At 44.1% G+C, this 25781-nt stretch carries 32 protein-coding genes; all 32 read right to left on the bottom strand.

The window, feature by feature from the left end:
- Positions 1 to 108 precede the first annotated feature (108 nt).
- Positions 109 to 1437 carry a preprotein translocase subunit SecY gene (secY, locus tag DY250_RS01155; RefSeq protein WP_115610546.1) on the bottom strand — a complete coding sequence of 443 codons (1329 nt, stop codon included), beginning with the start codon at positions 1435 to 1437 and terminating at the stop codon, positions 109 to 111.
- Positions 1438 to 1458: 21 nt separating this feature from the next.
- On the bottom strand, positions 1459 to 1896 hold the full coding sequence (rplO, locus tag DY250_RS01150) for a 50S ribosomal protein L15 (protein WP_115610545.1): 438 nt from the start codon (positions 1894 to 1896) through the stop codon (positions 1459 to 1461).
- The gene (gene rpmD / locus DY250_RS01145) at positions 1896 to 2084 is read right to left on the bottom strand and encodes a 50S ribosomal protein L30 (protein ID WP_115610544.1); all 189 of its coding nucleotides are present in this window, start codon (positions 2082 to 2084) and stop codon (positions 1896 to 1898) included. The genes rplO and rpmD overlap by 1 nt, the downstream gene beginning before the upstream one ends.
- Positions 2074 to 2589 carry a 30S ribosomal protein S5 gene (gene rpsE, locus DY250_RS01140; RefSeq protein ID WP_115610543.1) on the bottom strand — a complete coding sequence of 172 codons (516 nt, stop codon included), beginning with the start codon at positions 2587 to 2589 and terminating at the stop codon, positions 2074 to 2076. Before rpsE ends, rpmD begins: the two co-directional genes overlap by 11 nt.
- A 16-nt stretch (positions 2590 to 2605) precedes the next feature.
- Positions 2606 to 2962: a 50S ribosomal protein L18 gene (rplR, locus tag DY250_RS01135; RefSeq protein ID WP_115610542.1), complete on the bottom strand. Its 357-nt coding sequence runs from the start codon at positions 2960 to 2962 to the stop codon at positions 2606 to 2608.
- Positions 2963 to 2977: 15 nt separating this feature from the next.
- On the bottom strand, positions 2978 to 3511 hold the full coding sequence (gene rplF / locus DY250_RS01130) for a 50S ribosomal protein L6 (protein WP_115610541.1): 534 nt from the start codon (positions 3509 to 3511) through the stop codon (positions 2978 to 2980).
- Positions 3512 to 3531: 20 nt separating this feature from the next.
- Positions 3532 to 3921, bottom strand: coding sequence for a 30S ribosomal protein S8 (rpsH, locus tag DY250_RS01125; RefSeq protein WP_040388910.1), 390 nt, complete (start codon positions 3919 to 3921; stop codon positions 3532 to 3534).
- 71 nt (positions 3922 to 3992) lie between these two features.
- On the bottom strand, positions 3993 to 4301 hold the full coding sequence (gene rpsN, locus DY250_RS01120) for a 30S ribosomal protein S14 (RefSeq protein ID WP_115610539.1): 309 nt from the start codon (positions 4299 to 4301) through the stop codon (positions 3993 to 3995).
- Between the two features lie 8 nt (positions 4302 to 4309).
- Positions 4310 to 4849 (bottom strand): 50S ribosomal protein L5, encoded by a 540-nt coding sequence (gene rplE, locus DY250_RS01115; protein WP_115610538.1) that lies wholly within the window; start codon positions 4847 to 4849, stop codon positions 4310 to 4312.
- Positions 4850 to 4857: 8 nt separating this feature from the next.
- Positions 4858 to 5172 (bottom strand): 50S ribosomal protein L24, encoded by a 315-nt coding sequence (rplX, locus tag DY250_RS01110; RefSeq protein ID WP_115610537.1) that lies wholly within the window; start codon positions 5170 to 5172, stop codon positions 4858 to 4860.
- 12 nt (positions 5173 to 5184) lie between these two features.
- Complete coding sequence (gene rplN, locus DY250_RS01105; RefSeq protein WP_006984572.1) at positions 5185 to 5553, bottom strand: 50S ribosomal protein L14; 369 nt, start codon at positions 5551 to 5553, stop codon at positions 5185 to 5187.
- A gap of 13 nt (positions 5554 to 5566) precedes the next feature.
- A complete protein-coding gene (gene rpsQ / locus DY250_RS01100) occupies positions 5567 to 5830 on the bottom strand; it encodes a 30S ribosomal protein S17 (RefSeq protein WP_115610536.1) in 264 nt (87 codons plus the stop codon).
- Positions 5831 to 5832: 2 nt separating this feature from the next.
- A complete protein-coding gene (gene rpmC / locus DY250_RS01095) occupies positions 5833 to 6024 on the bottom strand; it encodes a 50S ribosomal protein L29 (protein WP_115610535.1) in 192 nt (63 codons plus the stop codon).
- The gene (gene rplP / locus DY250_RS01090; RefSeq protein ID WP_006984574.1) at positions 6024 to 6437 is read right to left on the bottom strand and encodes a 50S ribosomal protein L16; all 414 of its coding nucleotides are present in this window, start codon (positions 6435 to 6437) and stop codon (positions 6024 to 6026) included. Before rplP ends, rpmC begins: the two co-directional genes overlap by 1 nt.
- A 12-nt stretch (positions 6438 to 6449) precedes the next feature.
- The gene (gene rpsC / locus DY250_RS01085; RefSeq protein WP_115610534.1) at positions 6450 to 7172 is read right to left on the bottom strand and encodes a 30S ribosomal protein S3; all 723 of its coding nucleotides are present in this window, start codon (positions 7170 to 7172) and stop codon (positions 6450 to 6452) included.
- Between the two features lie 15 nt (positions 7173 to 7187).
- Entirely contained in the window at positions 7188 to 7520 is a 333-nt protein-coding gene (gene rplV, locus DY250_RS01080) for a 50S ribosomal protein L22 (RefSeq protein WP_115610533.1), read from the bottom strand.
- A gap of 17 nt (positions 7521 to 7537) precedes the next feature.
- The gene (gene rpsS, locus DY250_RS01075) at positions 7538 to 7810 is read right to left on the bottom strand and encodes a 30S ribosomal protein S19 (RefSeq protein WP_006984577.1); all 273 of its coding nucleotides are present in this window, start codon (positions 7808 to 7810) and stop codon (positions 7538 to 7540) included.
- 1 nt (position 7811) lies between these two features.
- Positions 7812 to 8645 (bottom strand): 50S ribosomal protein L2, encoded by an 834-nt coding sequence (gene rplB / locus DY250_RS01070; protein ID WP_115610532.1) that lies wholly within the window; start codon positions 8643 to 8645, stop codon positions 7812 to 7814.
- 11 nt (positions 8646 to 8656) lie between these two features.
- A complete protein-coding gene (gene rplW / locus DY250_RS01065; RefSeq protein WP_115610531.1) occupies positions 8657 to 8959 on the bottom strand; it encodes a 50S ribosomal protein L23 in 303 nt (100 codons plus the stop codon).
- Positions 8956 to 9564, bottom strand: coding sequence for a 50S ribosomal protein L4 (gene rplD / locus DY250_RS01060; protein WP_115610530.1), 609 nt, complete (start codon positions 9562 to 9564; stop codon positions 8956 to 8958). Before rplD ends, rplW begins: the two co-directional genes overlap by 4 nt.
- Before the next feature lie 12 nt (positions 9565 to 9576).
- Entirely contained in the window at positions 9577 to 10215 is a 639-nt protein-coding gene (gene rplC, locus DY250_RS01055; protein ID WP_115610529.1) for a 50S ribosomal protein L3, read from the bottom strand.
- A gap of 82 nt (positions 10216 to 10297) precedes the next feature.
- Positions 10298 to 10612, bottom strand: a complete 315-nt coding sequence (gene rpsJ / locus DY250_RS01050; protein ID WP_040388911.1) for a 30S ribosomal protein S10 — start codon at positions 10610 to 10612, stop codon at positions 10298 to 10300.
- A 5-nt stretch (positions 10613 to 10617) separates the two neighbouring features.
- Positions 10618 to 11808, bottom strand: a complete 1191-nt coding sequence (tuf, locus tag DY250_RS01045) for an elongation factor Tu (protein ID WP_006984582.1) — start codon at positions 11806 to 11808, stop codon at positions 10618 to 10620.
- A gap of 23 nt (positions 11809 to 11831) precedes the next feature.
- Positions 11832 to 13928, bottom strand: coding sequence for an elongation factor G (gene fusA / locus DY250_RS01040; RefSeq protein ID WP_115610528.1), 2097 nt, complete (start codon positions 13926 to 13928; stop codon positions 11832 to 11834).
- A 36-nt stretch (positions 13929 to 13964) separates the two neighbouring features.
- Entirely contained in the window at positions 13965 to 14435 is a 471-nt protein-coding gene (gene rpsG / locus DY250_RS01035; protein ID WP_006984584.1) for a 30S ribosomal protein S7, read from the bottom strand.
- 18 nt (positions 14436 to 14453) lie between these two features.
- Complete coding sequence (gene rpsL, locus DY250_RS01030) at positions 14454 to 14828, bottom strand: 30S ribosomal protein S12 (RefSeq protein ID WP_006984585.1); 375 nt, start codon at positions 14826 to 14828, stop codon at positions 14454 to 14456.
- Between the two features lie 141 nt (positions 14829 to 14969).
- On the bottom strand, positions 14970 to 19208 hold the full coding sequence (gene rpoC / locus DY250_RS01025) for a DNA-directed RNA polymerase subunit beta' (protein ID WP_115610527.1): 4239 nt from the start codon (positions 19206 to 19208) through the stop codon (positions 14970 to 14972).
- 21 nt (positions 19209 to 19229) lie between these two features.
- Positions 19230 to 23306 (bottom strand): DNA-directed RNA polymerase subunit beta, encoded by a 4077-nt coding sequence (gene rpoB, locus DY250_RS01020; protein ID WP_115610526.1) that lies wholly within the window; start codon positions 23304 to 23306, stop codon positions 19230 to 19232.
- A 172-nt stretch (positions 23307 to 23478) separates the two neighbouring features.
- Complete coding sequence (gene rplL / locus DY250_RS01015; RefSeq protein WP_006984589.1) at positions 23479 to 23853, bottom strand: 50S ribosomal protein L7/L12; 375 nt, start codon at positions 23851 to 23853, stop codon at positions 23479 to 23481.
- A 55-nt stretch (positions 23854 to 23908) separates the two neighbouring features.
- Positions 23909 to 24442 carry a 50S ribosomal protein L10 gene (rplJ, locus tag DY250_RS01010; RefSeq protein ID WP_115610525.1) on the bottom strand — a complete coding sequence of 178 codons (534 nt, stop codon included), beginning with the start codon at positions 24440 to 24442 and terminating at the stop codon, positions 23909 to 23911.
- A gap of 173 nt (positions 24443 to 24615) precedes the next feature.
- Positions 24616 to 25317: a 50S ribosomal protein L1 gene (gene rplA, locus DY250_RS01005; RefSeq protein WP_115610524.1), complete on the bottom strand. Its 702-nt coding sequence runs from the start codon at positions 25315 to 25317 to the stop codon at positions 24616 to 24618.
- Positions 25318 to 25320: 3 nt separating this feature from the next.
- A complete protein-coding gene (gene rplK / locus DY250_RS01000) occupies positions 25321 to 25749 on the bottom strand; it encodes a 50S ribosomal protein L11 (protein ID WP_006984592.1) in 429 nt (142 codons plus the stop codon).
- Between the last annotated feature and the right edge of the window lie 32 nt (positions 25750 to 25781).

The following is a 25781-nucleotide window of genomic DNA, read 5'->3' as shown; positions in this document are numbered from 1 at the left end:
ACCAATTACAAGATAAATAATAGGCGATAAAATACAATGCGTTTATCTATAATAGCATAGAAAATCAACGCAACAAAAGAATTTCCTAAACCTTAGCCAGGGCTAAACTTAGACACCATTTCTATCAACAAATCCTGATAGATTCGCCTTCTTCATGAGTTGCTCATACTGTTTCGACAAAACATAAGACTGAACCTGCGCAACAAAATCCATCGCAACAACAACAGCAATAAGCAAAGAAGTACCACCAAAGAGAAAGAGTACTTGACCGCTCGCCGATCCCATATTCAGCAAAGAAGGTAAGACACATACAAAGGCAACATACAATGCCCCCACCAAGGTAAGCCTCTCCTGAACCATATCCAAATACTCAGAAGTCTGCCTACCAGGCCGGAAACCCTGAATAAAAGCATTTGATTTCTTCAAGTTATCCGCTAATTCACGGTTCTCAAACATCATAGCCGTATAAAAGAAGGAGAATAAAACTATGAGCAAAGAAAATGTAGCAACATACAACCAGTTACCTTGAGAAAAACCATGCGCCATATCAGAAAAATATCTCCCCCATGCCCCCCCAGACATTCCACCCAGTAAGGCAAGACTTGAAACTATCAAAGTTATTATTGCAGAAGCAAAAATTGCTGGTATGACACCTGCCATATTAATTTTTAATGGCAAATGGGACCTTTTACCCATCCCAAGAGAACCCAAACCTTGCCGCTTTGCATAATGTATTGCAATTTGTCGTTGTGCGCGTTCTATAAATACAATAAATGCAAATAATGCTATTATAATCAATAACATTAGAAAAAACCTAAAAAAGGTAATATCGCCTTCTTTAGCTTGCACTATCAAATTAACAATACCCGATGGTATATGAACAGCAATGCCCGCAAAGATTAGCATTGAAATTCCATTACCAATACCACGCTCAGTTATCTGCTCTCCGAGCCACATCATGAATAAAGCACCGGTTGCTAAGGACATAGTCCCGAGGAGCAAGAAATGCTGCCCTTGATACAAGGTCAACCCTTGAGCCATAACCATCTTAGAGATAGCATATCCCTGCACAAGAGCAAAGCCAAGAGCTAAGTAACGCGTATATTGACTAATCTTCTTTTGTCCACTACTCCCCTGTTGACGCAACTCCTTAAGCGGTGGATACATATGTGTAAATAGCTGCAAAACAATCGAAGCTGAAATATAAGGAGCGACACCTAAAGCAAGTAGTGATGCATTACTCAATGCACCACCAGAAAACATATTAAAAAGCTGAAATATCGAGCCCTCACCACTCTCAAATAGTTGTTGAACCTTCGCATGATCTATACCTGGTACCGGAATATGTGCACCAATGCGGTAAACAATCAATGCAAAAACTAAATACCAGAGCCTAGATACCAATTCTTTATTAGAATTACTAACTGCTTTCGCCATAGTTAAGCATCCCCTGAAAAGTTATTCAGCAACAGAACCACCCGCAGCTTCTATGGCTCTTCTTGCACCTGAAGTGACATAAATTCCTTTCAACCGTAAAGGAATGGAAACATCCCCACTCAGAAAAACTTTGGCCCCTAAGGCAGCAATAGGAATAAGATTATTTGCTTTTAAGATAGCCAAATCTATTGTTTCCGAAGCTGTGAACACCTTCAATTCTGAAGTCCGAATCTGCGCCATCTTTTGTGCAGATAAGCTACAAAAACCACGTTTAGGCAAGCGTCGCTGCAAGGGCATTTGCCCCCCCTCAAAACCAACCTTATGGAAGCCACCGGCTCTTGCCTTTTGTCCTTTATGTCCTCTACCGCTAGTTTTTCCTAGTCCTGAACCAATGCCGCGTCCTAAACGTTTACGCTTGGCGTGAGAACCAGCCATTGGTTTTAAATTATTTAAAAACATTAGTACGCCTCTTCAATTTTTAAGAGATAAGAAATTTTATTAATCAAGCCCCTATTAGAAGGCGTATCATCTACAATACACGATTGATGAATCTTCCTTAAGCCTAGCGCAGATAGACACTGCTGATGATTACGCAAACGCCCAAATTTACTTTTAATCAACGTAACTTTTATTTTCTTACCCAACATTAGCCATCACCCCTTCAAGAGACTTTCCTCGTTTGGCTGCAATTTCACTAGGCGTAGCCATTTGCTCCAAACCAGCAATTGTTGCTCGCACAACATTTCCTGGGTTACGAGTCCCAATACATTTAGCCAAAACATCTTTAACCCCTAACACTTCAAATACAGCTCTCATTGCACCCCCCGCGATAATTCCTGTCCCTGCAGATGCAGGCTGCATATATACTTTAGCAGCGCCATGTGCACCTACAATAGGGTATTGCAATGTATCATTATTTAAAATTATTTGGACCAAATTTTTCTTAGCTTGATCCATTGCTTTCTGAATCGCCATTGGTACCTCTTTGGCCTTTCCATAGCCATAACCAATCCTACCGTTGCCATCTCCGACAACTGTCAAGGCTGTAAAGGTGAATTGTCTCCCCCCTTTAACCACTTTTGTCACGCGATTAACTGCTACTAGTTTTTCAAGAAATTCACTATCCGAAGGACGATCTTTTTGCTGAGCCATCAGTTACTTCCCTAAATTAAAAATTCAAACCTATTTCTCGAGCAGCATCCGCAAGCGCTTTAACTCGCCCATGATAGCGAAAACCACTACGATCAAAAACCACATCATAGAGTCCCAGTTCTTTAGCCTTCTGCGCAATTAATCTCCCAACTTTAGCCGCAGCTTCAATATTTCCCGTGTATTTCAGATTAGTCTTAACTCCCAGTTGTAGAGTAGATGCATCCACCAAGACTCTTGAGCCATCTGCACTAATAATTTGCGCATACATATGTTTAGGTGTCTTGTGAACAATCAAGCTAATTTTTCCAGCTTCCCGAATATTTAAACGCGAGCGTTTGGCACGACGCATCCGATTGATTTTTTTTACATTCATTGTTGACTTCCTAAATTATTTCTTCTTCGCTTCTTTCATTAGAATTCTTTCTTCTGTGTAACGGACGCCTTTGCCCTTATAGGGCTCTGGTGGACGATAGGCTCGTATTTTTGCTGCGACTTCACCAACTTGCTGCTTATCACTACCTTTAACGATAATTTCTGACTGGCTAGGCGTTTCAATAATAATACCTAGTGGAACAGAAAATTCAATGGGATGAGAGAATCCTAATGAAAGACTAAGCTTCTGCCCTTGAGCTTGGGCGCGATAACCAACGCCAACCAGTTGCAAACGCTTCTCAAATCCGACAGTGACGCCAATAACCATATTATGGACTAATGCGCGCATCGTTCCACACATGGCCCAATAAGCCCCTTCTTGACAGAGAGGTGACAAATAGATAACTCCATTCTCCTGTTTAATCTTAATATAAGGATGTAACTCTAAAGTCAAAGAGCCTTTCTTCCCTTTGACACTAACTGTCTGATCAGTAATTGAAACATCGACCCCCCTAGGTATAGATATCGGCTGTTTTCCCACGCGTGACATTTTCTTACTCCTCAAATATATTAAGCTACATAGCAAATGATTTCGCCGCCTATCCCTTTCCGACGGGCTTTAGAATCACTCATTACTCCTTGTGACGTTGAAATAATCGCTATTCCTAAGCCACCACGTACTAGTGGAAGAGACTCCTTATTCCTAAAAAGACGAAGCCCCGGACGACTTACACGCTTAATAAAATCTATAACAGGTCTACCTTGATAATATTTCAATGTTATTACTAATTCGGTTTTCGCACCTTCTCTTACAAAGAAGGATTGAATGTACCCTTCTTCCTGTAGGACTGTAGCTATAGCTATCTTTTGCTTTGATGCCGGCATACCCACAACCGAGCGCCCTATGCGCTGAGCGTTACGAATACGTGTGAGCATGTCTGCAATTGGATCTGTTAACATATATACCTCTTCAGTATCGGGCATTATCTGAACGCCTTGAACTTAAATTTAAAGGAATAAAAAAGAATAAATTACCAGCTTGACTTCTTGACACCCGGGATCTCCCCACGCATCGCCAATTCACGTAGTTTATTTCGCGAAAGTCCAAATCTACGATAAACCGCATGTGGACGCCCCGTAATTCTACAGCGACGCTGAATTCTTGCTGGTGAAGCGTCTCTAGGAAAACTCTGTAGCCTTTCCTGTGCTCGTAATCGTTCTTCATCGGAATAGAAATCAATTTTACGAATAATTTCTTTAAGTTCTTTACGCTTAGCTGCAAATTTCTGCACAAGCTTAATGCGCTTAGATTCTCGATTTATCATGCTTTTCTTAGCCATTATCTCACTCAACTCCTAAAAGGAAATCCAAAGGATTCCAATAATGCCTTTGCATCGGTATCGCTTTTTGCAGTTGTGGTAAAGGTAATGTCCATACCACGAACTCCTTCCGCTTTCTCAAAATCTATTTCTGGAAAGATTATATGTTCCCGCACCCCAAAACTATAATTGCCCCTACCATCAAATGATTTAGCGCTCAGGCCTCGAAAATCACGAGTTCTAGGTAAAGAAATATTAATCAATCTATCCAAGAATTCATACATTTGTTCTCTGCGCAATGTTACCTTGCAGCCAATTGGCCATCCATCTCTAATTTTAAAGCCAGCTATCGATTTCCTAGATTTAGTAATCAGTGCTTTTTGCCCAGCAATTAAGGACAAATCACGAACTGCACTATCCATTATTTTTTTATCATTTACCGCTTCGCCAACACCCATATTTATGGTTATTTTAGTTAATTTTGGCACTTCCATTATATTTTTTATATCCAACTTAGATTGCAATTGTGAAATAAGCTCTTTCTTATACTTTTCATATAATCTTGTCATATTGAACCTCAATCAATTATTGCGCCAGTAGATTTATAGATTCGGAACTTTTTTCCTTCTTCTACTTTAAAGCCAACACGATCTCCTTTGTTAGTTCCAGGATTAAAAATCATAACATTTGAGATGTGTATAGGAGCTTCTTTTCTTACTATATTTCCTTCGGTCTGTAGCTGCCGATTAGGCTTAACATGCTTCGAAATAAAATTCATCCCTTCAACAATAACATACTCTTCACGAACAGAAGTTACTCTGCCGCGCCGACCTTTATTCTCCGACTTACCCGAGATAACGATGACTTCATCGCCTGTACGTATACGTTTCACTATATTTCTCCTTCACAATACTTCTGGAGCGAGCGATATTATTTTCATAAATTTTTCACCACGAAGCTCGCGTGCGATGGGTCCAAAAACACGAGTACCAATAGGCTCTAGCTTATTATTTAGTAGCACTGCCGCATTGCTATCAAATCGCAATACCGAACCGTCCCTACGTCGAACTCCTTTTTTTGTGCGAACAATAAGAGCATTATACACATCACCTTTCTTAACACGGGAACGTGGCAAAGCATCCTTAACAGAGACCTTTATAACATCTCCTATGCCAGCATAACGGCGATGCGATCCACCCAATACTTTAATACACTGTAATTCTCGCGCACCGCTATTATCCGCAACTGTTAAACTTGATTGCATCTGAATCATAATTCAACCCCCATCAATCTCGTGCATGTTCTACAATATCAACCAATTTCCAAGTCTTTGTCTTTGATATTGGTTTATTTTGTACTATTCGCACTATATCACCTTCATTACACTCGTTATTCTCATCATGAATATGACATTTTAAAGTGCGTTTAATATATTTTCCATATACTGGATGTCGTTCATAGCGAACTATATTCACCGTAGCAGACTTATCTGTCTTATTTGAGGTTACTATTCCCTGAAAAATATGCTGTATATTATTTCTATCACTCATAACTATACCTTAACGTTATGCTGCCTTAATAAGGTTTTGACGCGCGCAATATTACGCCTTACTTGACGAATCTGATGCTGTTTATCTAAATTGGAGCTAGCCTTCTGCATAATCAATTTCAGTTGCATTTGACGTAGCACTATCAGCTCCTCACGCAAACCAGTAGTATCTTTACCTCGCAATAGACTTAACATTACATCACCTTACGCGTCTCAAACGTTGTCCCCACCGGAAGTTTAGCAGCCGCCAAGCGGAAAGCCTCACGCGCCAAATCCTCTGTCACTCCCTCAAGCTCATACATTACCGTTCCAGGCTGGACTTTTGCCACCCAATATTCAACATTCCCTTTACCTTTACCTTGTCTAGTCTCTAGGGGTTTGTTAGTGACGGGGACATCAGGAAAAATACGAATCCACATTTTCCCACCTCGCTTAACGTGACGATTAATAGCCCGGCGTGCCGCTTCTATCTGACGTGCCGTAATTCTTCCGCGCGTAGTAGCTTTTAGTCCATACTCACCAAAACTAACTAAATTGCCAGATTGAGCTAGCCCTCTATTTCGGCCTTTATGTTGCTTTCTAAATTTTGTACGTTTAGGCTGTAACATTATCTTCCACCTTTAATCCTTCTTTCTAGCTACGCGAGTCTTATTATTGCGGCGCGATTTACGTTCTTCTGGGGAATCAGTGATACCATCTGACTGTAAATCCAAACCCTCTAGATTCTCACCTCTAAATATCCAGACTTTTACACCAATAACCCCATAAGTAGTATGGGCTTCTGAAAAACCATAATCAATGTCTGCACGCAAAGTATGAAGAGGCACCCGTCCTTCTCTGTACCACTCTGTTCTAGCTATTTCGGCACCATTCAGTCTTCCTGATATACTTATTTTTATGCCTGCTGCACCTAGGCGCATTGTAGAAGCAACTGAACGTTTCATCGCTCTACGAAACATAACACGACGCTCTAGTTGCTTTGCTATTCCATCAGCAACTAGAAATGCATCCAATTCTGGCCGCCTAATCTCCTCTATATTAACCGAAGTAGGTACACCCATAATTTGGCTAATTTCTTGTTTCAACACCTCAATATCTTCGCCTTTACGGCCAATAACGATACCGGGACGAGCTGTAAAAATAGTAATTTGCGCTCCATTACGTGGTCGCTCAATTTGAATTTGGCTGACAGAAGCATGCGCTAGTTTTTTACGAATAAATTCCCTGATTACAAAATCTTTCTCTATAAAATTAGCGTAATCTTTACCCTCTGCATACCATTTAGAAGCCCAATCTCTCGATACTCCTAGCCGAAAACCAATAGGGTGTACTTTTTGACCCATAACTCAAACTCCAATTTAGCGTTCCTGAACGCGAATAAAAAGATTACTAGTGCGTTTAAATATACGATTCCCACGTCCTTTAGCGCGAGCAGCAAAACGCTTCATGGTTATTCCTTCGCCAATCTGAATCTCAGCAACATACAACTCATCAATATCGGCCCCTTCATTATTCTCTGCATTAGCAATTGCAGCATTTAAAAGCTTCAAAATAATACTCGCCGCTTTTTTATTACTAAAGGCCAAAAATTTTATAGCATCTTCTACATGCTTTCCTCGAATTTGATCTGCAACTAGTCTAGTTTTCTGAGCAGATATTCTTACAGCTCTTAATTTAGCAGTTGATTGCATAATATTGCTCCTATTATTTAGCGACCTTTTTTATCTGCAGCATGTCCACGATAATTTCGAGTAGGCGCAAACTCACCCAACTTATGCCCAACCATATCTTCACTTATTAAAACTGGAATATGTTGCTTACCATTATACACAGCGATTGTTAATCCTATCATATCTGGCACAACCATAGAACGACGCGACCAAGTCTTTATGGGTTTTTTACTGTTGCTTTCCATCGCCAATTTAATTTTCTTTACTAAATGTAAATCAATAAAAAAGCCTTTCTTTAAGGAACGTGGCATATTAACCTCTCTTATTATTTCGGCGCTGAACAATCATTTTATCGGTACGCTTATTTTTCCGAGTCTTGTATCCTTTAGTAGGAATACCCCATGGAGATACTGGATGCCGACCACCAGATGTTCGGCCTTCACCACCACCATGTGGATGATCAACCGGGTTCATTACGACACCACGCACTGTTGGACGAACGCCACGCCAGCGTTTTGCACCAGCTTTTCCCAATGCACGCAAACTATGTTCTTGATTACCCACCTCACCGATTACCGCACGACAATCACTCAATATTTTGCGACGCTCACCTGACCTTAATCTAATGGTCGCATATTTACCATCACGAGCAACAATTTGAACCGAACAGCCGGCGCTGCGAGCCAATTGAGCACCTTTGCCAGGTTTTAATTCTACACAGTGAACGGTAGAACCTATAGGAATATTACGAATAGGTAAACAATTGCCTAATTTAATAGGAGCATCATCTCCATTCCTAATAACATCACTATTTTTTAGACCTCGTGGGGCAATAATGTAGCGTCGTTCACCATCCGCATAGCAGAGTAGTGCGATATGCGCTGACCGATTAGGATCATACTCTAAGCGTTCAACGACAGCATTAATACCATCCTTGCGTCGTTCAAAATCAACGCAGCGATACTTTTGCGCATGTCCTCCGCCTTGGTGACGTGTAGTAATCCGACCAGTATTATTACGACCACCTGTAGAATTCTTCTTTTCAATTAATGCCGCATAAGGTTGACCCTTATGAAGTATTGGACGACTCACTTCCACCACAAAACGTACACCGGGGGAAGTTGGCTTTTTTCTAACAATCGACATTATATAGCTCCTTAGGCCTGTTGCTCAGACAATAATGCTTCCATATCAACATCTCTGCCCAAACTTATATATGCTTTTTTAAAGGATTTACGATAACCCTGACGCTGACCAAAACGCTTTGACTTACCTTTTATATTAACCGTATTAACAGCGACAACTTTTACATCCAATAGCTGCTCTACCGCTATTTTTATATCTTCTTTATTTGCGTCGTAAGCTACTCTAAAAACAATCTGTTTGTCTGCTATGGCCGAAGAAGACTTTTCGGTTACAACGGGGCCACGAATGATTTGTAAAATTCTTTCTTGTTTCATGACAACCATCCATTTATTTTTTCAATCGCCACCTTGTCCACAATAATTTCTTCATATTGAAGCAACGAGACTGGCGTCAATCCCTCAACATCAACAACCCCAACACCGGGAACATTGCGTGAAGCAAGGAATAAATGCTCATTTAAGGAGTCTGTAATTATCAAAAAACTATTCTTCAATCCAAGCATATCCATATTGCTAATAAAATCTTTTGTTTTAGACGAAGTAATTTTAAGATCTTCCACAACATGCAAGCGCTTCTGTCGGAGAAGCTCAGAAAAAATGCCACGCAAAGCACTACGATACATTTTTCTATTCACTTTCTTCATAAAGGTGCGCGGTTTGGCAGCAAAAGCTACACCACCCCCTCTCCAAAGAGGAGAGCGAATTGTTCCCGCACGCGCACGCCCAGATCCTTTTTGCTTCCACGGTTTTCTACCGCCACCAGAAACCTCTGAACGTGTTTTTTGAGCCTTGGTACCCATGCGCCCACTTGCTAAATAACTGATGACAACCTGATGTACTAAAGGCTCATTAAATGCAACATCAAAAACATCATCACTTACTGACACTTTCCCTGAATCATCTTTAAAATTAATATTCACGGTTGTTACCCTTTACGATTTTATTGATGGACGAATAACAATATATCCACCTTTGGATCCAGGAATAGCACCTTTGATCAAAAGTAGATCATGTTCAGCATCAATCCGGATGATCTCCAGATTCTGGACACTACGCATCACATTACCAAGATGCCCTGACATTTTCTTACCCTTAAAGACTCTACCCGGGGTTTGATTTTGCCCTATAGAACCTGGTACGCGATGAGACAATGAATTACCGTGAGTTTTCCTTTGTCCACTAAAATGATGTCGCTTAATTGTCCCCGCAAATCCCTTACCAACGCTTCTTCCTCTTACATCAACTTTTTGCCCTTCTGAAAAAAGAGTGACACCAAACGCATCACCAACAGAATAGCGAGAAGCCTCACCCTCCGCGAGACGAAACTCTTTGGTCAAAAATCCCGAGTTAATATTCGCTTTTGCGAAGTGCCCTGAGACGCCTTTTGTCAAACGACTCTTTTTCTTTTCACCTATAGACACTTGCACAGCATCATAGCCATCAGTAGCTTGCAACTTTATCTGCGAAATCACGTTTGGCTTCACTTCGACAACCGTGACTGCAACAGCGGTTCCATCATCATAAAAGATGCGGGTCATTCCTAACTTCTGACCCACTAAACCCATTTTCATAAAATTTCCTCAATTATTAAATAAAAAAGGCGAGAGGAGGGCGGGAAACCCTCTTCGCCTTAGTTTAGAAAGGCGCGGAATTCTACTGCAATTCTATTTTTACGTCAACACCTGCTGCTAAATCAAGTTTCATCAACGCATCCACCGTTTTATCTGTCGGATCAATTATATCCATAACGCGCTTATGGGTACGCATTTCGTACTGATCTCGCGCATCTTTATTCACATGTGGAGAAATTAGTATAGTATAAATTTCCTTCTTGATAGGTAGAGGTACTGGTCCACGAACTTGAGCACCTGCGCGCTTAGCTGTCTCCACAATTTGCCTTGCAGACGCATCAATAAGACGATGATCGTAAGATTTTAAGCGAATACGAATTTTTTGAGTATTTGCCATGTTCATTACTCAACAATTTTAGAGACGACACCCGCACCTACTGTACGGCCACCTTCACGAATTGCAAATCGCAACCCTTCGTCCATTGCAATCGGTGAAATCAAGTGCACATTCATCTTGATGTTATCCCCCGGCATGACCATTTCCACACCTTCAGGAAGAATGCATTCACCGGTCACATCCGTAGTACGGAAGTAAAACTGCGGACGATAGCCTTTGAAGAATGGGGTATGACGTCCACCTTCATCTTTAGACAGGATATACACTTCCGCCTCAAACTTGGTGTGTGGGGTAATTGTACCCGGTTTAGCCAACACCTGACCACGCTCAACTTCTTCACGCTTGGTACCACGCAGCAATACACCTACGTTATCACCCGCTTCACCTTGATCCAGCAATTTACGGAACATTTCAACACCGGTACAGGTGGTTTTTGCCGTTGGACGAATACCGACTATTTCGATTTCTTCACCAACTTTGATAACACCACGTTCAATACGTCCGGTTACAACCGTACCACGGCCAGATATAGAGAACACATCTTCGATCGGCATCAGGAACGGTTTGTCAATATCACGTTGCGGCTCGGGTATGTAGCTATCCAACGCATCTACCAGCTTGATAATGGAAGGAACTCCAATATCGGATTGGTCACCTTCCAGCGCTTTCAAGGCTGAACCGATAATGATCGGGGTATCATCACCCGGGAAATCGTATTCGCTTAACAAATCACGCACTTCCATTTCCACCAGTTCCAGCAACTCGGCATCATCAACCATGTCTGCCTTGTTCAGATAAACAACGATGTAAGGAACACCTACTTGGCGGGACAGCAGAATGTGTTCACGCGTTTGCGGCATAGGACCATCCGCAGCGGAACACACCAAAATAGCGCCATCCATTTGCGCCGCACCGGTAATCATGTTTTTAACGTAGTCGGCGTGCCCCGGGCAGTCTACGTGCGCATAGTGGCGATTCGGTGATTCGTATTCTACGTGCGCAGTTGAGATGGTAATACCGCGAGCACGCTCTTCTGGCGCACCATCAATTTGGTCATACGCTTTAAAGGTACCACCGAAGCGTTCTGCACCAACTTTGGTCAAAGCTGCTGTCAGCGTAGTCTTGCCATGGTCAACGTGACCAATCGTGCCCACGTTAACGTGCGGCTTGGTTCGGGTAAATTTCTCTTTTGACATATTTCACTCCAAATAAAACTAAACTAAGATCTACTTTTTATAACTTCATCAACAACGTTACTGGGCGCTTCGCAGTAGCAATCAAACTCCATAGAATAACTCGCGCGGCCTTGGGTCAACGAACGTAACGAAGTAGCATAACCAAACATTCTTGCCAAAGGAACTTGTGCACGGACAATCTTACCTGTCGCTTCGTCATCCATACCTTGAATAAGGCCACGACGACTATTGAGATCCCCAATAACATCACCCATATATTCTTCAGGTGTCGACACCTCCACCTTCATCATTGGCTCCAGCAGCGCTGGCTTCGCTTTACGAGCTCCCAATTTGAAACCTTCCGAACCCGCCAGTTTGAATGCCATTTCTGATGAATCCACCTCATGGTAAGAGCCATCAAACAAGGTAACCTTCACATCTACCACGGGGTAACCTGCTAAAACACCATTTTGCATCTGTTCTTGTATACCCTTATCGACCGCAGGAATATACTCTTTAGGCACAACACCACCCACAATGGCATTAACAAATTCATAACCAAAACCAGGTTCTTGTGGCTCTATTCTCAACCAAACATGCCCATATTGACCCCGACCACCAGACTGACGAACAAATTTACCTTCTTGCTCAACCGTTTCACGCAGCGCCTCACGGTAAGCCACTTGCGGGGCACCAACATTGGCCTCTACTTTGAACTCGCGCTTCATTCGGTCCACAATAATTTCCAAATGCAGCTCGCCCATACCAGAAATAATAGTTTGACCTGTTTCTTCATCGGTATGTACACGGAAAGAGGGGTCCTCTTGGGATAGTTTGGCCAATGCCATCCCCATCTTTTCTTGGTCGGACTTGGTTTTTGGTTCTACTGCAACAGCAATAACCGGCTCAGGAAATTCCATGCGCTCCAAAATAATAGGATGATTAACGTCACAAAGTGTCTCGCCGGTAACAACCTCTTTCAGGCCAACACAAGCTGCGATATCACCCGCATAGACCTCCTTAATTTCTTCACGCGAATTGGCGTGCATCTGCACAATACGTCCAATGCGTTCGCGTTTATCTTTAACTGAGTTCAATACTGTTGTACCAGCTTCCAAAATACCTGAATAACACCGGACAAACGTCAGCGTACCAACAAAGGGATCTGTGGCAATTTTGAATGCTAATGCGGCGAATGGTGCATCGTCATCAGCTGCTCTGCTATCTACCGTATCGGTAGTAGGATTAACGCCTTGAATAGCATCAATGTCTATCGGACTAGGTAATAGTTCAATCACTTTATCCAGCATTGCCTGCACACCTTTATTCTTGAATGAAGAGCCACAAACAACTGGAACAATTTCATTATTGATCGTACGATGGCGCAAACCGGCAATAATTTCTTCTTCGCTCAGAACTTCGCCGCTAAGATATTTTTCCATCAACTCTTCATTAGCTTCTGCTGCAGCCTCTACTAATATTTCGCGCTGTTCTTCACAAGCAGCCTGCAAATCAGCTGGAATTTCCGCATATACAAAGGTCATGCCTTTGTCACCTTCATTCCAGATAATTTCTTTCATCTTAATGAGATCAACAACGCCTTTAAAGTTCTCCTCCGCCCCTACAGGCAATTGCAAAGGAATAGGTGTCGTATTCAGACGCTCTTTCATCTGTTTAACAACACGAAGAAAATCTGCCCCTGTACGATCCATCTTATTGACATAAGCGATACGTGGTACCTTATATTTATTTGCTTGACGCCATACGGTCTCAGTTTGAGGTTGAACACCACCAACGGCACATAATACTAAACAGGCACCATCCAGAACCCGCAGGGAACGCTCTACTTCAATCGTAAAATCAACGTGCCCCGGAGTATCAATAATATTGATGCGATGCTCGTCAAACTGCTTGGCCATGCCTTTCCAAAAGCAAGTCGTTGCAGCAGAAGTAATAGTAATACCTCGCTCTTGCTCCTGTTCCATCCAGTCCATCGTCGCGGCGCCCTCATGCACCTCGCCCAACTTATGCGAAATACCGGTATAGTAGAGAATACGTTCTGTAGTTGTGGTCTTCCCTGCATCAATATGAGCCATGATACCAAGGTTGCGATATCTATTAATTTGTGTTTTGCGTGCCATAATATTTGTATTAACTCCTTTCGAGGATTTTCACGCTTACCAGCGGAAATGAGCAAATGCTTTATTTGCTTCTGCCATACGGTGCATATCATCACGTTTTTTCACAGCGGCACCACGCTCTTCCAGTGCATCCAAAAATTCCGCTGCCAAGCGCTGCGACATGGATTTTTCATTCCGATTACGCGCAGCATCAATAAGCCAACGCATAGCCAATGCATTCTGCCGTACTGGACGAACTTCCACCGGCACTTGATAGGTGGCACCACCAACACGTCGTGACTTCACTTCTACAGCAGGACGAACTTTTTCCAAAGCCTCTTCCAGCACTTCCACTGGCTGTAATTGTTTCTTCTCTGCAGCTGCCGCTAACGCTTCATAAACTACTTTTTCCGCAACGGATTTTTTGCCGCTAACCATGAGAATATTGATAAATTTTGCTACAACAACGTTTCCGAACTTGGGATCGGGCAAAATTTTACGGACCGGCGCACGTACTCTTCTTGACATTGGTATTTCCTTACTAAATTAAGATTTAGGGCGCTTTGCGCCATACTTTGAACGACCTTGCTTACGGTCTTTAACACCTGCGGTATCCAAGGCGCCGCGCACGATGTGATAGCGCACACCAGGTAGATCTTTTACCCGTCCACCACGAATCAACACCAAAGAGTGCTCTTGCAGGTTGTGCCCTTCACCGCCAATATAAGCAGTCACTTCGTATTTGTTGGTCAAACGCGTACGCGCGACTTTGCGCATAGCAGAATTTGGTTTCTTCGGTGTTGTCGTATATACACGAGTGCATACTCCGCGTTTTTGCGGGCAGCCCTGCAAGGCAGGAACATTATTTTTCTCTTTCTGACGCGTACGCGGACTACGCACGAGCTGGTTAACTGTTGCCATGAATAAAGTTCTCCAAACTTTTATAAAGTCAATAAATTAGCGCCTCTAGGCCAAAGGTGGCGCATGGTATGCTCTTACTATCGGCTTTGTCAAGCATTGCGGTTTTTCATTTTCAACCGCAATGCAGGTTTACGTGGTGGCTTACTCGGTGCTTTCACTACCGTCGACTGGCATTTCTGCTTCAGTCACCACAATCTTTTCCGACCGTTTATCTTCGTTATTGTCTTTAACCATATCAAATAATGCCTGTTCTTCCGCACGATTGATACGGCGTTGCTGATGATAAGCCAAGCCGGTTCCTGCCGGAATCAGCCGACCGACAATAACGTTTTCTTTTAAACCACGCAGTTCATCAAAACTGCCCAGTACCGCAGCCTCAGTCAGCACGCGGGTGGTTTCCTGGAATGATGCGGCTGAGACGAAAGATTCCGTCGCAAGCGATGCTTTAGTGATCCCCATTAACACCGGCTCGTACCGTACAGGCAATTTGCCTTGTGCTTGCAAGCGGTCGTTTTCACTCAACACGCGCTGTAAATCAACTTGTTCACCAACGATCAACCGCGACTCACCTGCATCAAGTACGACGACTTTGCGCAACATCTGCCGCACAATAACTTCAATGTGCTTGTCGTTAATTTTCACCCCTTGCAGGCGATAAACGTTCTGAATTTCACGCACAATATGGGCGGCCAATTCAGCCACACCACGCAAGCGCAGAATGTCATGCGGAGTCAACTCACCATCGGCAAGCACATCCCCCTGTTTGACTTGTTCGCCTTCAAAAACGTTTAAGCGACGCCATTTAGGAATCAGGATTTCGATCATCTCACCGCTTTCTTCTGCATTGATAATCAGGCGCTGTTTACCTTTTGTCTCTTTACCAAAAGACACTGTACCGGTCTTCTCTGCGAGAATAGCTGGTTCCTTTGGTTTACGTGCTTCAAACAGATCGGCGACTCGCGGCAGACCGCCGGTAATATCTGCTGTTTTACCGGATGCTTGCGGCATCCGTGCCAACACGTCACCCACTTCAACTTTAGCACCATCATCCAAATGCACGATTGCGCCACCCGGCAAAAAGTAGTTAACCGGGATATCAGAACCTGCTTGCGTTACCGGCTGACCGTTATCATCCAACAGCTGGATCAGCGGTCGCTTATCTTTGGCTGAAGTCGAGCGCAACGCATTATCCATGATAGTACGTACAGTTAGACCGGTATCAGCATCAGAGGATTCCTGCACGGTGACACCATCTTCAAAATCATGAAAAGCGATACGTCCACTGACTTCCGCAATAATCGGATGAGTATGGGGGTCCCAACTGGCAAGCAGTTGGCCTTGCTTCACTTCATCTCCATTTTCAACGTTAAGCATGGCGCCGTATGGCAATTTGTAACGCTCACGTTCATGTCCATTCAGGTCTATAACTGACAGCTCACTGGATCGCGATACAGCTACCAGCTTCCCGTCTTTGTTGGTTACCGTCTTGATGTTCGCAAGTCGCACCGTACCATTGGTTCTAGCTTCAACAGAACCAACCGCTGCTGCACTAGACGCTGCACCACCAATATGGAAGGTACGCATGGTCAACTGAGTTCCCGGCTCACCAATGGATTGAGCAGCAATAACACCCACTGCTTCACCAACGTTGACTCGATGGCCGCGCGCCAAATCGCGTCCGTAACATTGCGCACAAACGCCATAACGTGATTCACAGGTGATGACAGAACGCACCATAACCCGATCTACACCCGCTTTTTCCAAAACAGCAATTTCTTTTTCTTCAAGCAGGGTTCCTGCATCCAGCACAATTTTACCGTTCTGGTCAGCAACCGGTTCAGCCAGAACTCGACCAAGAACACGATCACTCAAGCGCTCAACTACATCACCACCTTCAACTACAGCCTGAATTTCAAAGCCGCGAGTCGTTCCGCAATCTTCTTCATTAACTACCACATCTTGTGAGACATCTACGAGACGACGGGTCAGGTAGCCAGAATTCGCCGTTTTCAATGCCGTATCCGCTAGTCCCTTACGCGCACCGTGAGTAGAGATGAAATATTGCAGAACATTTAGGCCTTCACGAAAGTTTGCGGTAATCGGCGTCTCAATGATGGAACCATCCGGTTTTGCCATCAACCCTCGCATTCCCGCTAACTGACGAATTTGCGCTGCGGAACCCCGAGCGCCCGAATCGGCCATCATATAAACAGAGTTGAAGGATTCCTGCTTGACCGTCTCGCCTTCACGGTTGACAACATCTTCTTGCCGCAAATTATCCATCATTGCCTTGGCCAGCTTCTCGTTGGCACGAGACCAAATATCAATGACTTTATTATATTTCTCGCCTTGGGTAAGCAAACCGGAAGCATATTGCTCTTCGATTTCCTTCACCTCCGTTTCTGAAGTATGCAGAATTTCCGATTTTAATTCCGGAACGACCATATCAACAATACCGATAGAGGCACCTGAATAAGTCGCATAACGATATCCTGTGTACATCAACTGATCGGCGAGAATAACGGTTTCTTTTTGTCCCAACTGACGATAACACTGGTTGATCAGTGCAGAAATGGCTTTCTTATTCATTGACTTGTTGATCAAATCAAAGGACAGTCCTTCCGGCAAAATTTGTGAGAGCAACGCACGACCAACAGTTGTTTGAATACGGTGGAAGTATTTTTTGTCACCTTCATATAAGTCAAGACGTACTTCAATTTTCGCTTGCAGATGTACTTCACCCGCTTGATAGGCACGCTCGACTTCTTTGATGTCCGCAAAACGCATCCCTTCACCTTTTGCATTGATACGCTCACGAGTCATGTAATACAAACCCAAAACCACATCTTGAGACGGCACGATAATCGGCTCACCATTCGAAGGAGACAAGATATTGTTCGAGCTCATCATCAGGGCGCGCGCTTCCAGTTGGGCCTCAAGCGAAAGCGGAACATGCACGGCCATTTGGTCACCATCAAAGTCAGCATTGAATGCAGCACAGACCAATGGGTGTAATTGGATAGCCTTACCTTCAATCAAAATGGGTTCAAAAGCCTGGATCCCCAGACGGTGCAGTGTCGGAGCACGATTGAGCATGACTGGATGTTCACGGATGACGTATTCCAGCGCATCCCAAACTTCCGGCTCATCACGTTCCACCATCAATTTTGCTGCCTTAATGGTCGGCGCCTGCTCTTTTTCGATCAATTGCTGAAAGATAAATGGCTTGAACAACTCCAAAGCCATTCGTTTAGGCAAACCACATTGATGCAAACGCAAGGTCGGGCCAACTACAATCACCGAGCGACCAGAATAATCTACCCGCTTACCAAGAAGGTTCTGACGGAAGCGTCCCTGCTTACCCTTGATCATGTCCGCTAACGATTTCAATGGCCGTTTATTGGAACCGGTAACGGTACGTCCCCGCCGACCGTTATCCAACAAGGAATCTACCGCCTCCTGCAACATCCGTTTTTCGTTGCGCACGATAATATCAGGCGCAAACAACTCCAGCAGACGTTTCAAGCGGTTGTTGCGATTAATGACTCGACGATAAAGATCATTCAAATCGGATGTGGCGAAGCGACCAGAATCCAACGGCACTAGCGGACGCAAATCCGGTGGTAATACCGGCAATACGTTGAGAATCAGCCATTCCGGTTTGCTCGCGACTTTATTTGGGTCATCAGGATCAGGCACAAAGGCATCAATCAGGTTAATCCGTTTAACCAGCCGTTTTTTCTTGGTCTCCGAAGAGGTTTGTTCCAACTCCTCTTTCAGATTTTGCAATACTTCACGCCAATCGGTAGTACGCAGAATCTCCTGAATAGCTTCCGCCCCCATCATGGCCTTGAATTCGTGACCGTATTCTTCTACTGCTTGCAGATAGGCTTCTTCATTGAGTAACTGGTTCTTTTCCAGTGGGGTCATACCTGGATCAAGTACGATAAAAGATTCGAAATACAACACCCGCTCGATTTCACGCAGGGTTAGATCCAGCAACAGACCAATGCGGGATGGCAGAGATTTCAAAAACCAAATGTGGGCTACCGGCGTAGCCAGTTCGATATGCCCCATGCGTTCACGACGTACACTGGCTTTGGTAACTTCTACCCCACACTTCTCGCAGACCACGCCACGGTGTTTAAGTCGCTTGTATTTACCACATAGGCATTCATAGTCCTTAATAGGTCCAAAAATCTTGGCGCAGAACAAGCCGTCACGTTCCGGCTTGAAGGTTCGGTAGTTGATCGTTTCAGGTTTTTTGACTTCACCAAACGACCACGAACGAATCATGTCGGGCGAGGCCAGGCCGATGCGGATACGATCAAAATCATCCACACCGTCCTGTGGTTTAAACATATTAATGAGTTCTTTCATAATAAAACCTGCCTGCGTTGTTTATTCCTGTTCCAAATCAATATTGATGGCAAGAGCTTTAATTTCCTTGGTGAGTACATTGAACGATTCCGGCATGCCCGGATCAATTTGTAGATTGCCATCCACAATATTTTTGTACATTTTGGTGCGTCCTTCGACATCATCCGATTTCACCGTCAGCATTTCCTGCAAGGTATAAGCAGCACCATAGGCCTCTAGTGCCCACACTTCCATTTCTCCAAAGCGCTGTCCACCAAACTGAGCTCGTCCACCGAGCGGTTGTTGCGTAACCAGTGAATATGGGCCTGTTGAGCGTGCATGCATCTTGTCATCAACCAAGTGATTTAATTTGAGCATGTACATGTAACCAACGGTAACTTCACGGTCAAAAGGCTCACCAGTGCGACCATCATAAAGGCGAGTTTGTCCGGTTTTTGGCAGACCCGCCAATTCAAGCATCCTCTGCACTTCCGTTTCTTTCGCTCCATCAAAGACTGGCGTCGCCATCGGTACGCCTGCACGCAGATTTTGACAAAGCGCAATAAAATCTGCATCACTCAACGAATCCAGTGATTCGCGTTGACCGTCATGGTTATAAACTTCGTTCAGATAGGCGCGCAAAGGCTTGGTAGATTTGCCTTTCTGATCCAACATTTCACCAATACGTAATCCAATACCGCGAGCAGCCCAGCCCAAGTGGGTTTCCAGTACCTGGCCAATATTCATTCGTGACGGCACACCAAGCGGGTTAAGACAAATATCAACCGGCGTGCCATCGTCCATGTAAGGCATATCTTCTACTGGCACGATGCGTGAGACCACGCCTTTATTACCGTGGCGCCCTGCCATTTTATCGCCTGGTTGTAGACGCCGTTTGACAGCAAGATATACTTTGACCATTTTCAATACGCCAGGAGCGAGGTCATCACCTTGCGAGAATTTAGCCTTCTTCTCTTCATAGTAATCCTGCAGTTCACGACGTTTATCGAGCAGCAACTGATGCATTCCATCAAGCTGTTCGCTGATACCACCATCTTGCAGACGTAGGTCAAACCATTGTTCCGGCTTCAATTCATCCAATAACGACTGATCTACGAGATCGCCCGCTTTACGTTTTGGCGCTTTTTTCACTGCCTGTCCGAGCAACAAGCGGGCGACTCGTTCATAGATGTCATTTTCGAATACCCGCAGCTGATCTTTTATATTTTTGGCAATGCTGGCGATTTCCATTGACTCGATTTCTTTAGCACGCGTATCTTTCTCAACTCCATCGCGAGTATACACGCGTACATCTACGACTGTGCCATCCATACCGGCGGGGACGCGTAGTGAACTATCTTTCACATCAGATGCTTTCTCGCCAAAAATCGCGCGCAATAGCTTTTCCTCTGGCGACTGCGAACGCTCGCCCTTGGGCGTCACTTTACCAACAAGGATATCACCTGCCCTGACTTCTGCCCCGATATGTACAATACCGGTACTATCTAATTTGGCCAGCGCACTTTCTTTCACGTTTGGAATATCGCTACTGATTTCTTCCGAGCCAAGCTTGGTATCTCGTGCCACACAGGTCAGTTCTTCAATATGAATAGTAGTAAAACGGTCTTCTTGTACTACCCGCTCGGAAATCAGGATGGAATCTTCAAAGTTATAACCGTTCCAAGGCATAAAGGCGATCAGCATATTTTGTCCTAACGCCAACTCCCCCATATCAGTAGACGGACCATCGGCCAACACATCTCCCCGTGCGATTACATCGCCTGGCTTAACTTGCGGCTTTTGGTTAATACAGGTGTTCTGATTGGAACGTGTATACTTGGTCAGGTTGTAAATATCAACACCCAATCCTCCTGGTTGCACTTCATCATCATTGACCTTGACCACTATCCGCGAGGAATCGACCGAATCAATAACACCGCCACGCTCCGCTCGCACCAATACACCGGAATCACTAGCCACAACCCGCTCCATACCGGTACCAACTAGCGGTTTATCAGCACGCAATGTCGGCACTGCCTGACGCTGCATATTCGACCCCATCAAGGCGCGGTTCGCATCATCATGCTCAAGAAAAGGAATGAGTGAAGCAGCCACAGAAACGATTTGCTTCGGAGAAACATCCATGTAGTCAATTCGGTCGGCACGGGACAACATGAACTCATTTTGATAACGAGCGGAAACCAGCTCATCGCGGAAAGAACAGTCTTCATTCAGCGCCGCATTCGCTTGCGCAATCACATACTTTGATTCTTCAATCGCCGACAGATATTCGGTCTCCATCGTCACTTTCCCATCGACAACTTTGCGGTAGGGCGTTTCGAGAAAGCCGTATTCATTGGTCTTTGCATAAACTGCAAGCGAATTGATCAGTCCAATGTTCGGACCTTCCGGCGTCTCAATCGGACAGAGGCGTCCATAGTGCGTAGGATGCACGTCTCGCACCTCAAATCCCGCTCGTTCACGGGTTAGCCCTCCCGGACCAAGGGCAGAAATACGTCTCTTATGAGTAACTTCGGACAACGGATTATTTTGGTCCATAAACTGCGACAACTGAGACGAACCAAAAAATTCTTTAATTGCTGCAGAGACGGGTTTCTGATTGATTAGATCTTTAGGAGTCAGTTGCTCAGATTCCACTTGACTGAGACGCTCTTTAATAGAACGTTCCAAACGTACCAAACCTATACGGAAAGCATTTGCCGCCATTTCACCAACACAGCGGATACGACGGTTACCCAAGTGATCAATGTCATCAACTGTTCCATCGCCGTCCTTAATAGCAATTAGGGTTTTCAGCACACGGATAACATCTTCTCGTGACAATACACCACTGCCTGTATCTTCTGCGATACCAAGGCGACGATTAAATTTCATTCGGCCAACACGCGATAAGTCATAGCGTTCTTCGTTGAAGAATAAATTATCAAACAGAGTATCTGCAGCATCTTTTGTCGGCGGCTCACCCGGACGCATCATACGATAGATTTCGGCACGTGCATTGTCTTGATCAGTGCTTTCATCTATTCGTAGCGTATCAGCAATATACGCGCCACGATCTAGTTCATTGACATATAAGGTTTCAAAAGATTTTACCCCCAATTCAACAAATTTCACCAAATGTTCTTCAGTCAAAATTGTATTGGCTTGTAAAATTAATTCTCCACTTTGTTTATCAATCAAATCCTTAGCAAGAATTTTACCAACAACAAAATCCATTGGTACAACTTGGCTAGTGACATTTTTATCTTCTAGCTGACGAACATGACGCGAAGTAATACGTTTACCCGCTTCAACCAACACTTCACCATCCGCCATAATATCAAAAGCAACAGCCTCACCTTTAAATTGCGATGGTTGGAATTTTATTTCCAATTTGCCTCTGGTAATCTTGAAACTTTGCGTTTCAAAAAATTCACTCAAAATATCAGCATTGCTATATCCGAGCGCGTGCAACAGTACTGTAACTGGCAGTTTACGGCGACGGTCAATACGACAATAGAGCAAATCCTTAGCATCAAACTCAAAATCCAGCCAGGAACCACGATAAGGAATAACCCGTGCGGAAAAGAGCAATTTTCCAGAACTATGCCCTACACCTTTGTCGTGGTCAAAAAAGACCCCAGGAGATCGATGTAATTGCGAGACTATTACCCGCTCAGTTCCATTTATTACAAAAGTGCCATTGTCGGTCATTAAGGGCATTTCGCCCATAAAAACAGGTTCAGATTCAATGACTTGCCTTAATTTTCGCTTATCCGGATCGGGTTTATCATAGATAGCTACCCGCATACGTACACGCAAAGGCGAGGAATAAGTAACGCCTCGCAGTTGACATTCTCGCACATCGAATTCGGGTTTACCCAAGTCATAACCTACGTATTGCAACTCAATGAGTCCATTATGACTGACGATAGGGAAAATAGAAGAAAAAGCTTCATGTAGACCTACATCCTCACGCTTGTTCGCTGGTATATTTTTTTGCAAAAAATCATGATACGAATCCAATTGCATTGCCAACAGATAAGGTGTATCCAATACAGTGGGATGTTTGCTGAAATTTTTGCGGATGCGTTTTTTCTCGGTGAACGTATAAGTCATAACGGCATTAACCTCGGGCGGCTAGAAGATGCGCAAAGCGCAGAAAAATTTGGAAAGCTCATGCAACAATAAACGCCAAACTAAATAGCATTTCCAGTTGTATCAACTTTCGAAGACAACAAAAAGTACTGATGCAAAAACACCAGTACTTTTCAAAAAAATACAAAAGCGCTTACTTGAGCTCGGCTTTAGCACCAGCGGCTTCAAGTTCAGCTTTAATTTTTTCAGCTTCTTCTTTAGCAACACCCTCTTTCAGAGTGGAAGGCGCCCCGTCAACTGCTTCTTTGGCTTCCTTGAGACCAAGACCAGTAACAGTACGGACAACCTTAATGACGGCAACTTTATTAGCACCAGCATCAGAAAGAACAACATCAAATTCGGTTTGTTCTTCTGCAGCAGCAACGGGGCCAGCAGCAACTGGGGCAGCAGCAACAGCTGCGGCTGCTGTAACACCGAATTTTTCTTCCATTGCAGAAATCAAGTCAACGATATCCATCACGGACATTTCAGCAATAGCATTGAGGATATCTTCTTTAGCGATAGCCATATGACAACTCCAAAAATTATTAAATCAGATAAAAGTTAAACAATACCCAAAGCACTTAAGCGGCTTTACTTTGGCGAATGGCTTCGATGGTGCGAACCAATTTACCCGGAATCTCGTTGAGAGTACGCGCAAATTTATTAAGCGGCGCACGCATACATGCCATAAGTAGCGCCAACGCTTCTTCTTTGGTTGGCAATTTTGCCAACCGTTCCAGTTCATTTCCCGGCAACAACTCGTTGGAGAGACTGACAAATTTGACCATTTTCTTATCAAGTTTATCATTTTCCTTAAAGAAGTCGCGCCACAGACGTGCCGCAGCACCAGGATCCTCCATTGAGAATGCCAAAACCAGCGGGCCAACCAAATGTTCTTGCGTACAAGCAAAATCAGTTTCAGCCAGAGCCCTTCTAGCCAGGGTATTTTTAACCACCCGCAGATAAACACCTGTAGTGCGCGCACGGGCATGTAGTTGCGTCATGTGTTCAACGGTCAAACCATGATATTCCGTCGCAACCAGTGCGTGTGCTTTACTAGCAATCTCGCTAATCTCAGCAACAACGACTTTTTTGCTGGTTAAATTCAAGCCCATTCCATACTCCTTAAGTCGGATCGGGTTACCCTAAAAACCACCGATAGAATCGGTGGACCTTGGTATAGCCTTCAGATAGCTGAAATAGCCTACCATCTATGCAGGAAATTAAGTTTTAACAAACACCTGCAGTCTTTGACAATAGCTGCCATGCAGCTATCCCAAAATCTATCTTATGCCGCCCCACTAAGCGACGTAACATCTATAATAATCCCTGGCCCCATGGTAGTAGATAAGAAAGCTTTTCTCAAATAAACTCCCTTAGCGGCAGCAGGACGCAATTTATTAATCTCGGTGACTAAAGCGTATAAATTTTCAGCCAATTGCTGTTCGTTGAAGCTTATCTTTCCTATCATGGCGTGTACCACACCACCTTTGTCCGCACGAAAACGAACTTGGCCTGCCTTGGCATTTTCCACGGCAGTTTTGACATCTGGGGTAACAGTACCCACTTTGGGATTTGGCATCAAACCACGTGGACCAAGCACCTGTCCCAATTGCCCAACAACTCGCATAGCTGCCGGTTCAGCAATAACGACATCAAAGTCACTACGACCATTTTTAATTTCATCTGCCAATTCTTCCATGCCAATCAAATCCGCCCCCGCAGCTTGTGCGGCCTCAGCAGCTGCACCTTGCGCAAATACTGCGACACGTACAGACTTACCCGTACCATTCGGTAATACAGCAGCACCACGTACCACTTGGTCAGATTTACGTGGATCAATACCCAAATTTATCGCCACATCTACTGACTCAACGAACTTAGCAGCAGGAACTGATTTCAACAAGGTCAAGGCATCCATTACCGAATAGATTTTTCCATTCTCTACTGCATTACGGAGAGCTTGAGCACGTTTACTTAACTTAGCCATTATTTAATCCTCTACCTTTAAGCCCATAGAACGAGCACTGCCAGCAATCGTATTAATTCCTGCCTGCAAATCAGCAGCGGTTAGATCAGGCTGTTTAATCTTGACTATTTCTTCCAGTTGAGCAAGAGTAATCTTGCCTACTTTTTCTGTATTTGGGCGTCCACTACCAGATTTAATTCCGGCTGCTTTTTTCAACAAATAGGCTGCTGGTGGAGTTTTTGTAATAAAAGTAAAACTACGATCACTATAAACCGTAATTACGACCGGAACAGGCATTCCTGCTTCCATACTCTGAGTTTCTGCATTAAATGCCTTGCAGAATTCCATAATATTCACACCATGCTGACCTAATGCTGGGCCAACCGGCGGGCTTGGATTTGCTTTACCTGCTGCAATTTGCAGTTTGATATAGCCAGTAATTTTTTTTGCCATATACTACTCCAAATGGGTATAACGCCTTACGG

This window comes from Cardiobacterium valvarum, assembly GCF_900460955.1.
In the GTDB taxonomy this organism is placed as follows: Bacteria; Pseudomonadota; Gammaproteobacteria; order Cardiobacteriales; family Cardiobacteriaceae; genus Cardiobacterium; species Cardiobacterium valvarum.
The sequence above is the reverse complement of the archived record's forward strand: the minus strand, read 5'-3'. Positions and strand labels throughout refer to the sequence as shown.

What these genes read in the sequence shown, in the direction of transcription:
- secY (WP_115610546.1), bottom strand. Translation starts at nt 1,437, where the DNA reads ATGGCGAAAGCAGTTAGTAATTCTAATAAAGAATTGGTATCTAGGCTC.
- rplO (WP_115610545.1), bottom strand. Translation starts at nt 1,896, where the DNA reads ATGTTTTTAAATAATTTAAAACCAATGGCTGGTTCTCACGCCAAGCGT.
- rpmD (WP_115610544.1), bottom strand. Translation starts at nt 2,084, where the DNA reads ATGTTGGGTAAGAAAATAAAAGTTACGTTGATTAAAAGTAAATTTGGG.
- rpsE (WP_115610543.1), bottom strand. Translation starts at nt 2,589, where the DNA reads ATGGCTCAGCAAAAAGATCGTCCTTCGGATAGTGAATTTCTTGAAAAA.
- rplR (WP_115610542.1), bottom strand. Translation starts at nt 2,962, where the DNA reads ATGAATGTAAAAAAAATCAATCGGATGCGTCGTGCCAAACGCTCGCGT.
- rplF (WP_115610541.1), bottom strand. Translation starts at nt 3,511, where the DNA reads ATGTCACGCGTGGGAAAACAGCCGATATCTATACCTAGGGGGGTCGAT.
- rpsH (WP_040388910.1), bottom strand. Translation starts at nt 3,921, where the DNA reads ATGTTAACAGATCCAATTGCAGACATGCTCACACGTATTCGTAACGCT.
- rpsN (WP_115610539.1), bottom strand. Translation starts at nt 4,301, where the DNA reads ATGGCTAAGAAAAGCATGATAAATCGAGAATCTAAGCGCATTAAGCTT.
- rplE (WP_115610538.1), bottom strand. Translation starts at nt 4,849, where the DNA reads ATGACAAGATTATATGAAAAGTATAAGAAAGAGCTTATTTCACAATTG.
- rplN (WP_006984572.1), bottom strand. Translation starts at nt 5,553, where the DNA reads ATGATTCAGATGCAATCAAGTTTAACAGTTGCGGATAATAGCGGTGCG.
- rpsQ (WP_115610536.1), bottom strand. Translation starts at nt 5,830, where the DNA reads ATGAGTGATAGAAATAATATACAGCATATTTTTCAGGGAATAGTAACC.
- rpmC (WP_115610535.1), bottom strand. Translation starts at nt 6,024, where the DNA reads ATGTTAAGTCTATTGCGAGGTAAAGATACTACTGGTTTGCGTGAGGAG.
- rplP (WP_006984574.1), bottom strand. Translation starts at nt 6,437, where the DNA reads ATGTTACAGCCTAAACGTACAAAATTTAGAAAGCAACATAAAGGCCGA.
- rpsC (WP_115610534.1), bottom strand. Translation starts at nt 7,172, where the DNA reads ATGGGTCAAAAAGTACACCCTATTGGTTTTCGGCTAGGAGTATCGAGA.
- rplV (WP_115610533.1), bottom strand. Translation starts at nt 7,520, where the DNA reads ATGCAATCAACTGCTAAATTAAGAGCTGTAAGAATATCTGCTCAGAAA.
- rpsS (WP_006984577.1), bottom strand. Translation starts at nt 7,810, where the DNA reads ATGCCACGTTCCTTAAAGAAAGGCTTTTTTATTGATTTACATTTAGTA.
- rplB (WP_115610532.1), bottom strand. Translation starts at nt 8,645, where the DNA reads ATGTCGATTGTTAGAAAAAAGCCAACTTCCCCCGGTGTACGTTTTGTG.
- rplW (WP_115610531.1), bottom strand. Translation starts at nt 8,959, where the DNA reads ATGAAACAAGAAAGAATTTTACAAATCATTCGTGGCCCCGTTGTAACC.
- rplC (WP_115610529.1), bottom strand. Translation starts at nt 10,215, where the DNA reads ATGAAAATGGGTTTAGTGGGTCAGAAGTTAGGAATGACCCGCATCTTT.
- rpsJ (WP_040388911.1), bottom strand. Translation starts at nt 10,612, where the DNA reads ATGGCAAATACTCAAAAAATTCGTATTCGCTTAAAATCTTACGATCAT.
- tuf (WP_006984582.1), bottom strand. Translation starts at nt 11,808, where the DNA reads ATGTCAAAAGAGAAATTTACCCGAACCAAGCCGCACGTTAACGTGGGC.
- fusA (WP_115610528.1), bottom strand. Translation starts at nt 13,928, where the DNA reads ATGGCACGCAAAACACAAATTAATAGATATCGCAACCTTGGTATCATG.
- rpsG (WP_006984584.1), bottom strand. Translation starts at nt 14,435, where the DNA reads ATGTCAAGAAGAGTACGTGCGCCGGTCCGTAAAATTTTGCCCGATCCC.
- rpsL (WP_006984585.1), bottom strand. Translation starts at nt 14,828, where the DNA reads ATGGCAACAGTTAACCAGCTCGTGCGTAGTCCGCGTACGCGTCAGAAA.
- rpoC (WP_115610527.1), bottom strand. Translation starts at nt 19,208, where the DNA reads ATGAAAGAACTCATTAATATGTTTAAACCACAGGACGGTGTGGATGAT.
- rpoB (WP_115610526.1), bottom strand. Translation starts at nt 23,306, where the DNA reads ATGACTTATACGTTCACCGAGAAAAAACGCATCCGCAAAAATTTCAGC.
- rplL (WP_006984589.1), bottom strand. Translation starts at nt 23,853, where the DNA reads ATGGCTATCGCTAAAGAAGATATCCTCAATGCTATTGCTGAAATGTCC.
- rplJ (WP_115610525.1), bottom strand. Translation starts at nt 24,442, where the DNA reads ATGGGCTTGAATTTAACCAGCAAAAAAGTCGTTGTTGCTGAGATTAGC.
- rplA (WP_115610524.1), bottom strand. Translation starts at nt 25,317, where the DNA reads ATGGCTAAGTTAAGTAAACGTGCTCAAGCTCTCCGTAATGCAGTAGAG.
- rplK (WP_006984592.1), bottom strand. Translation starts at nt 25,749, where the DNA reads ATGGCAAAAAAAATTACTGGCTATATCAAACTGCAAATTGCAGCAGGT.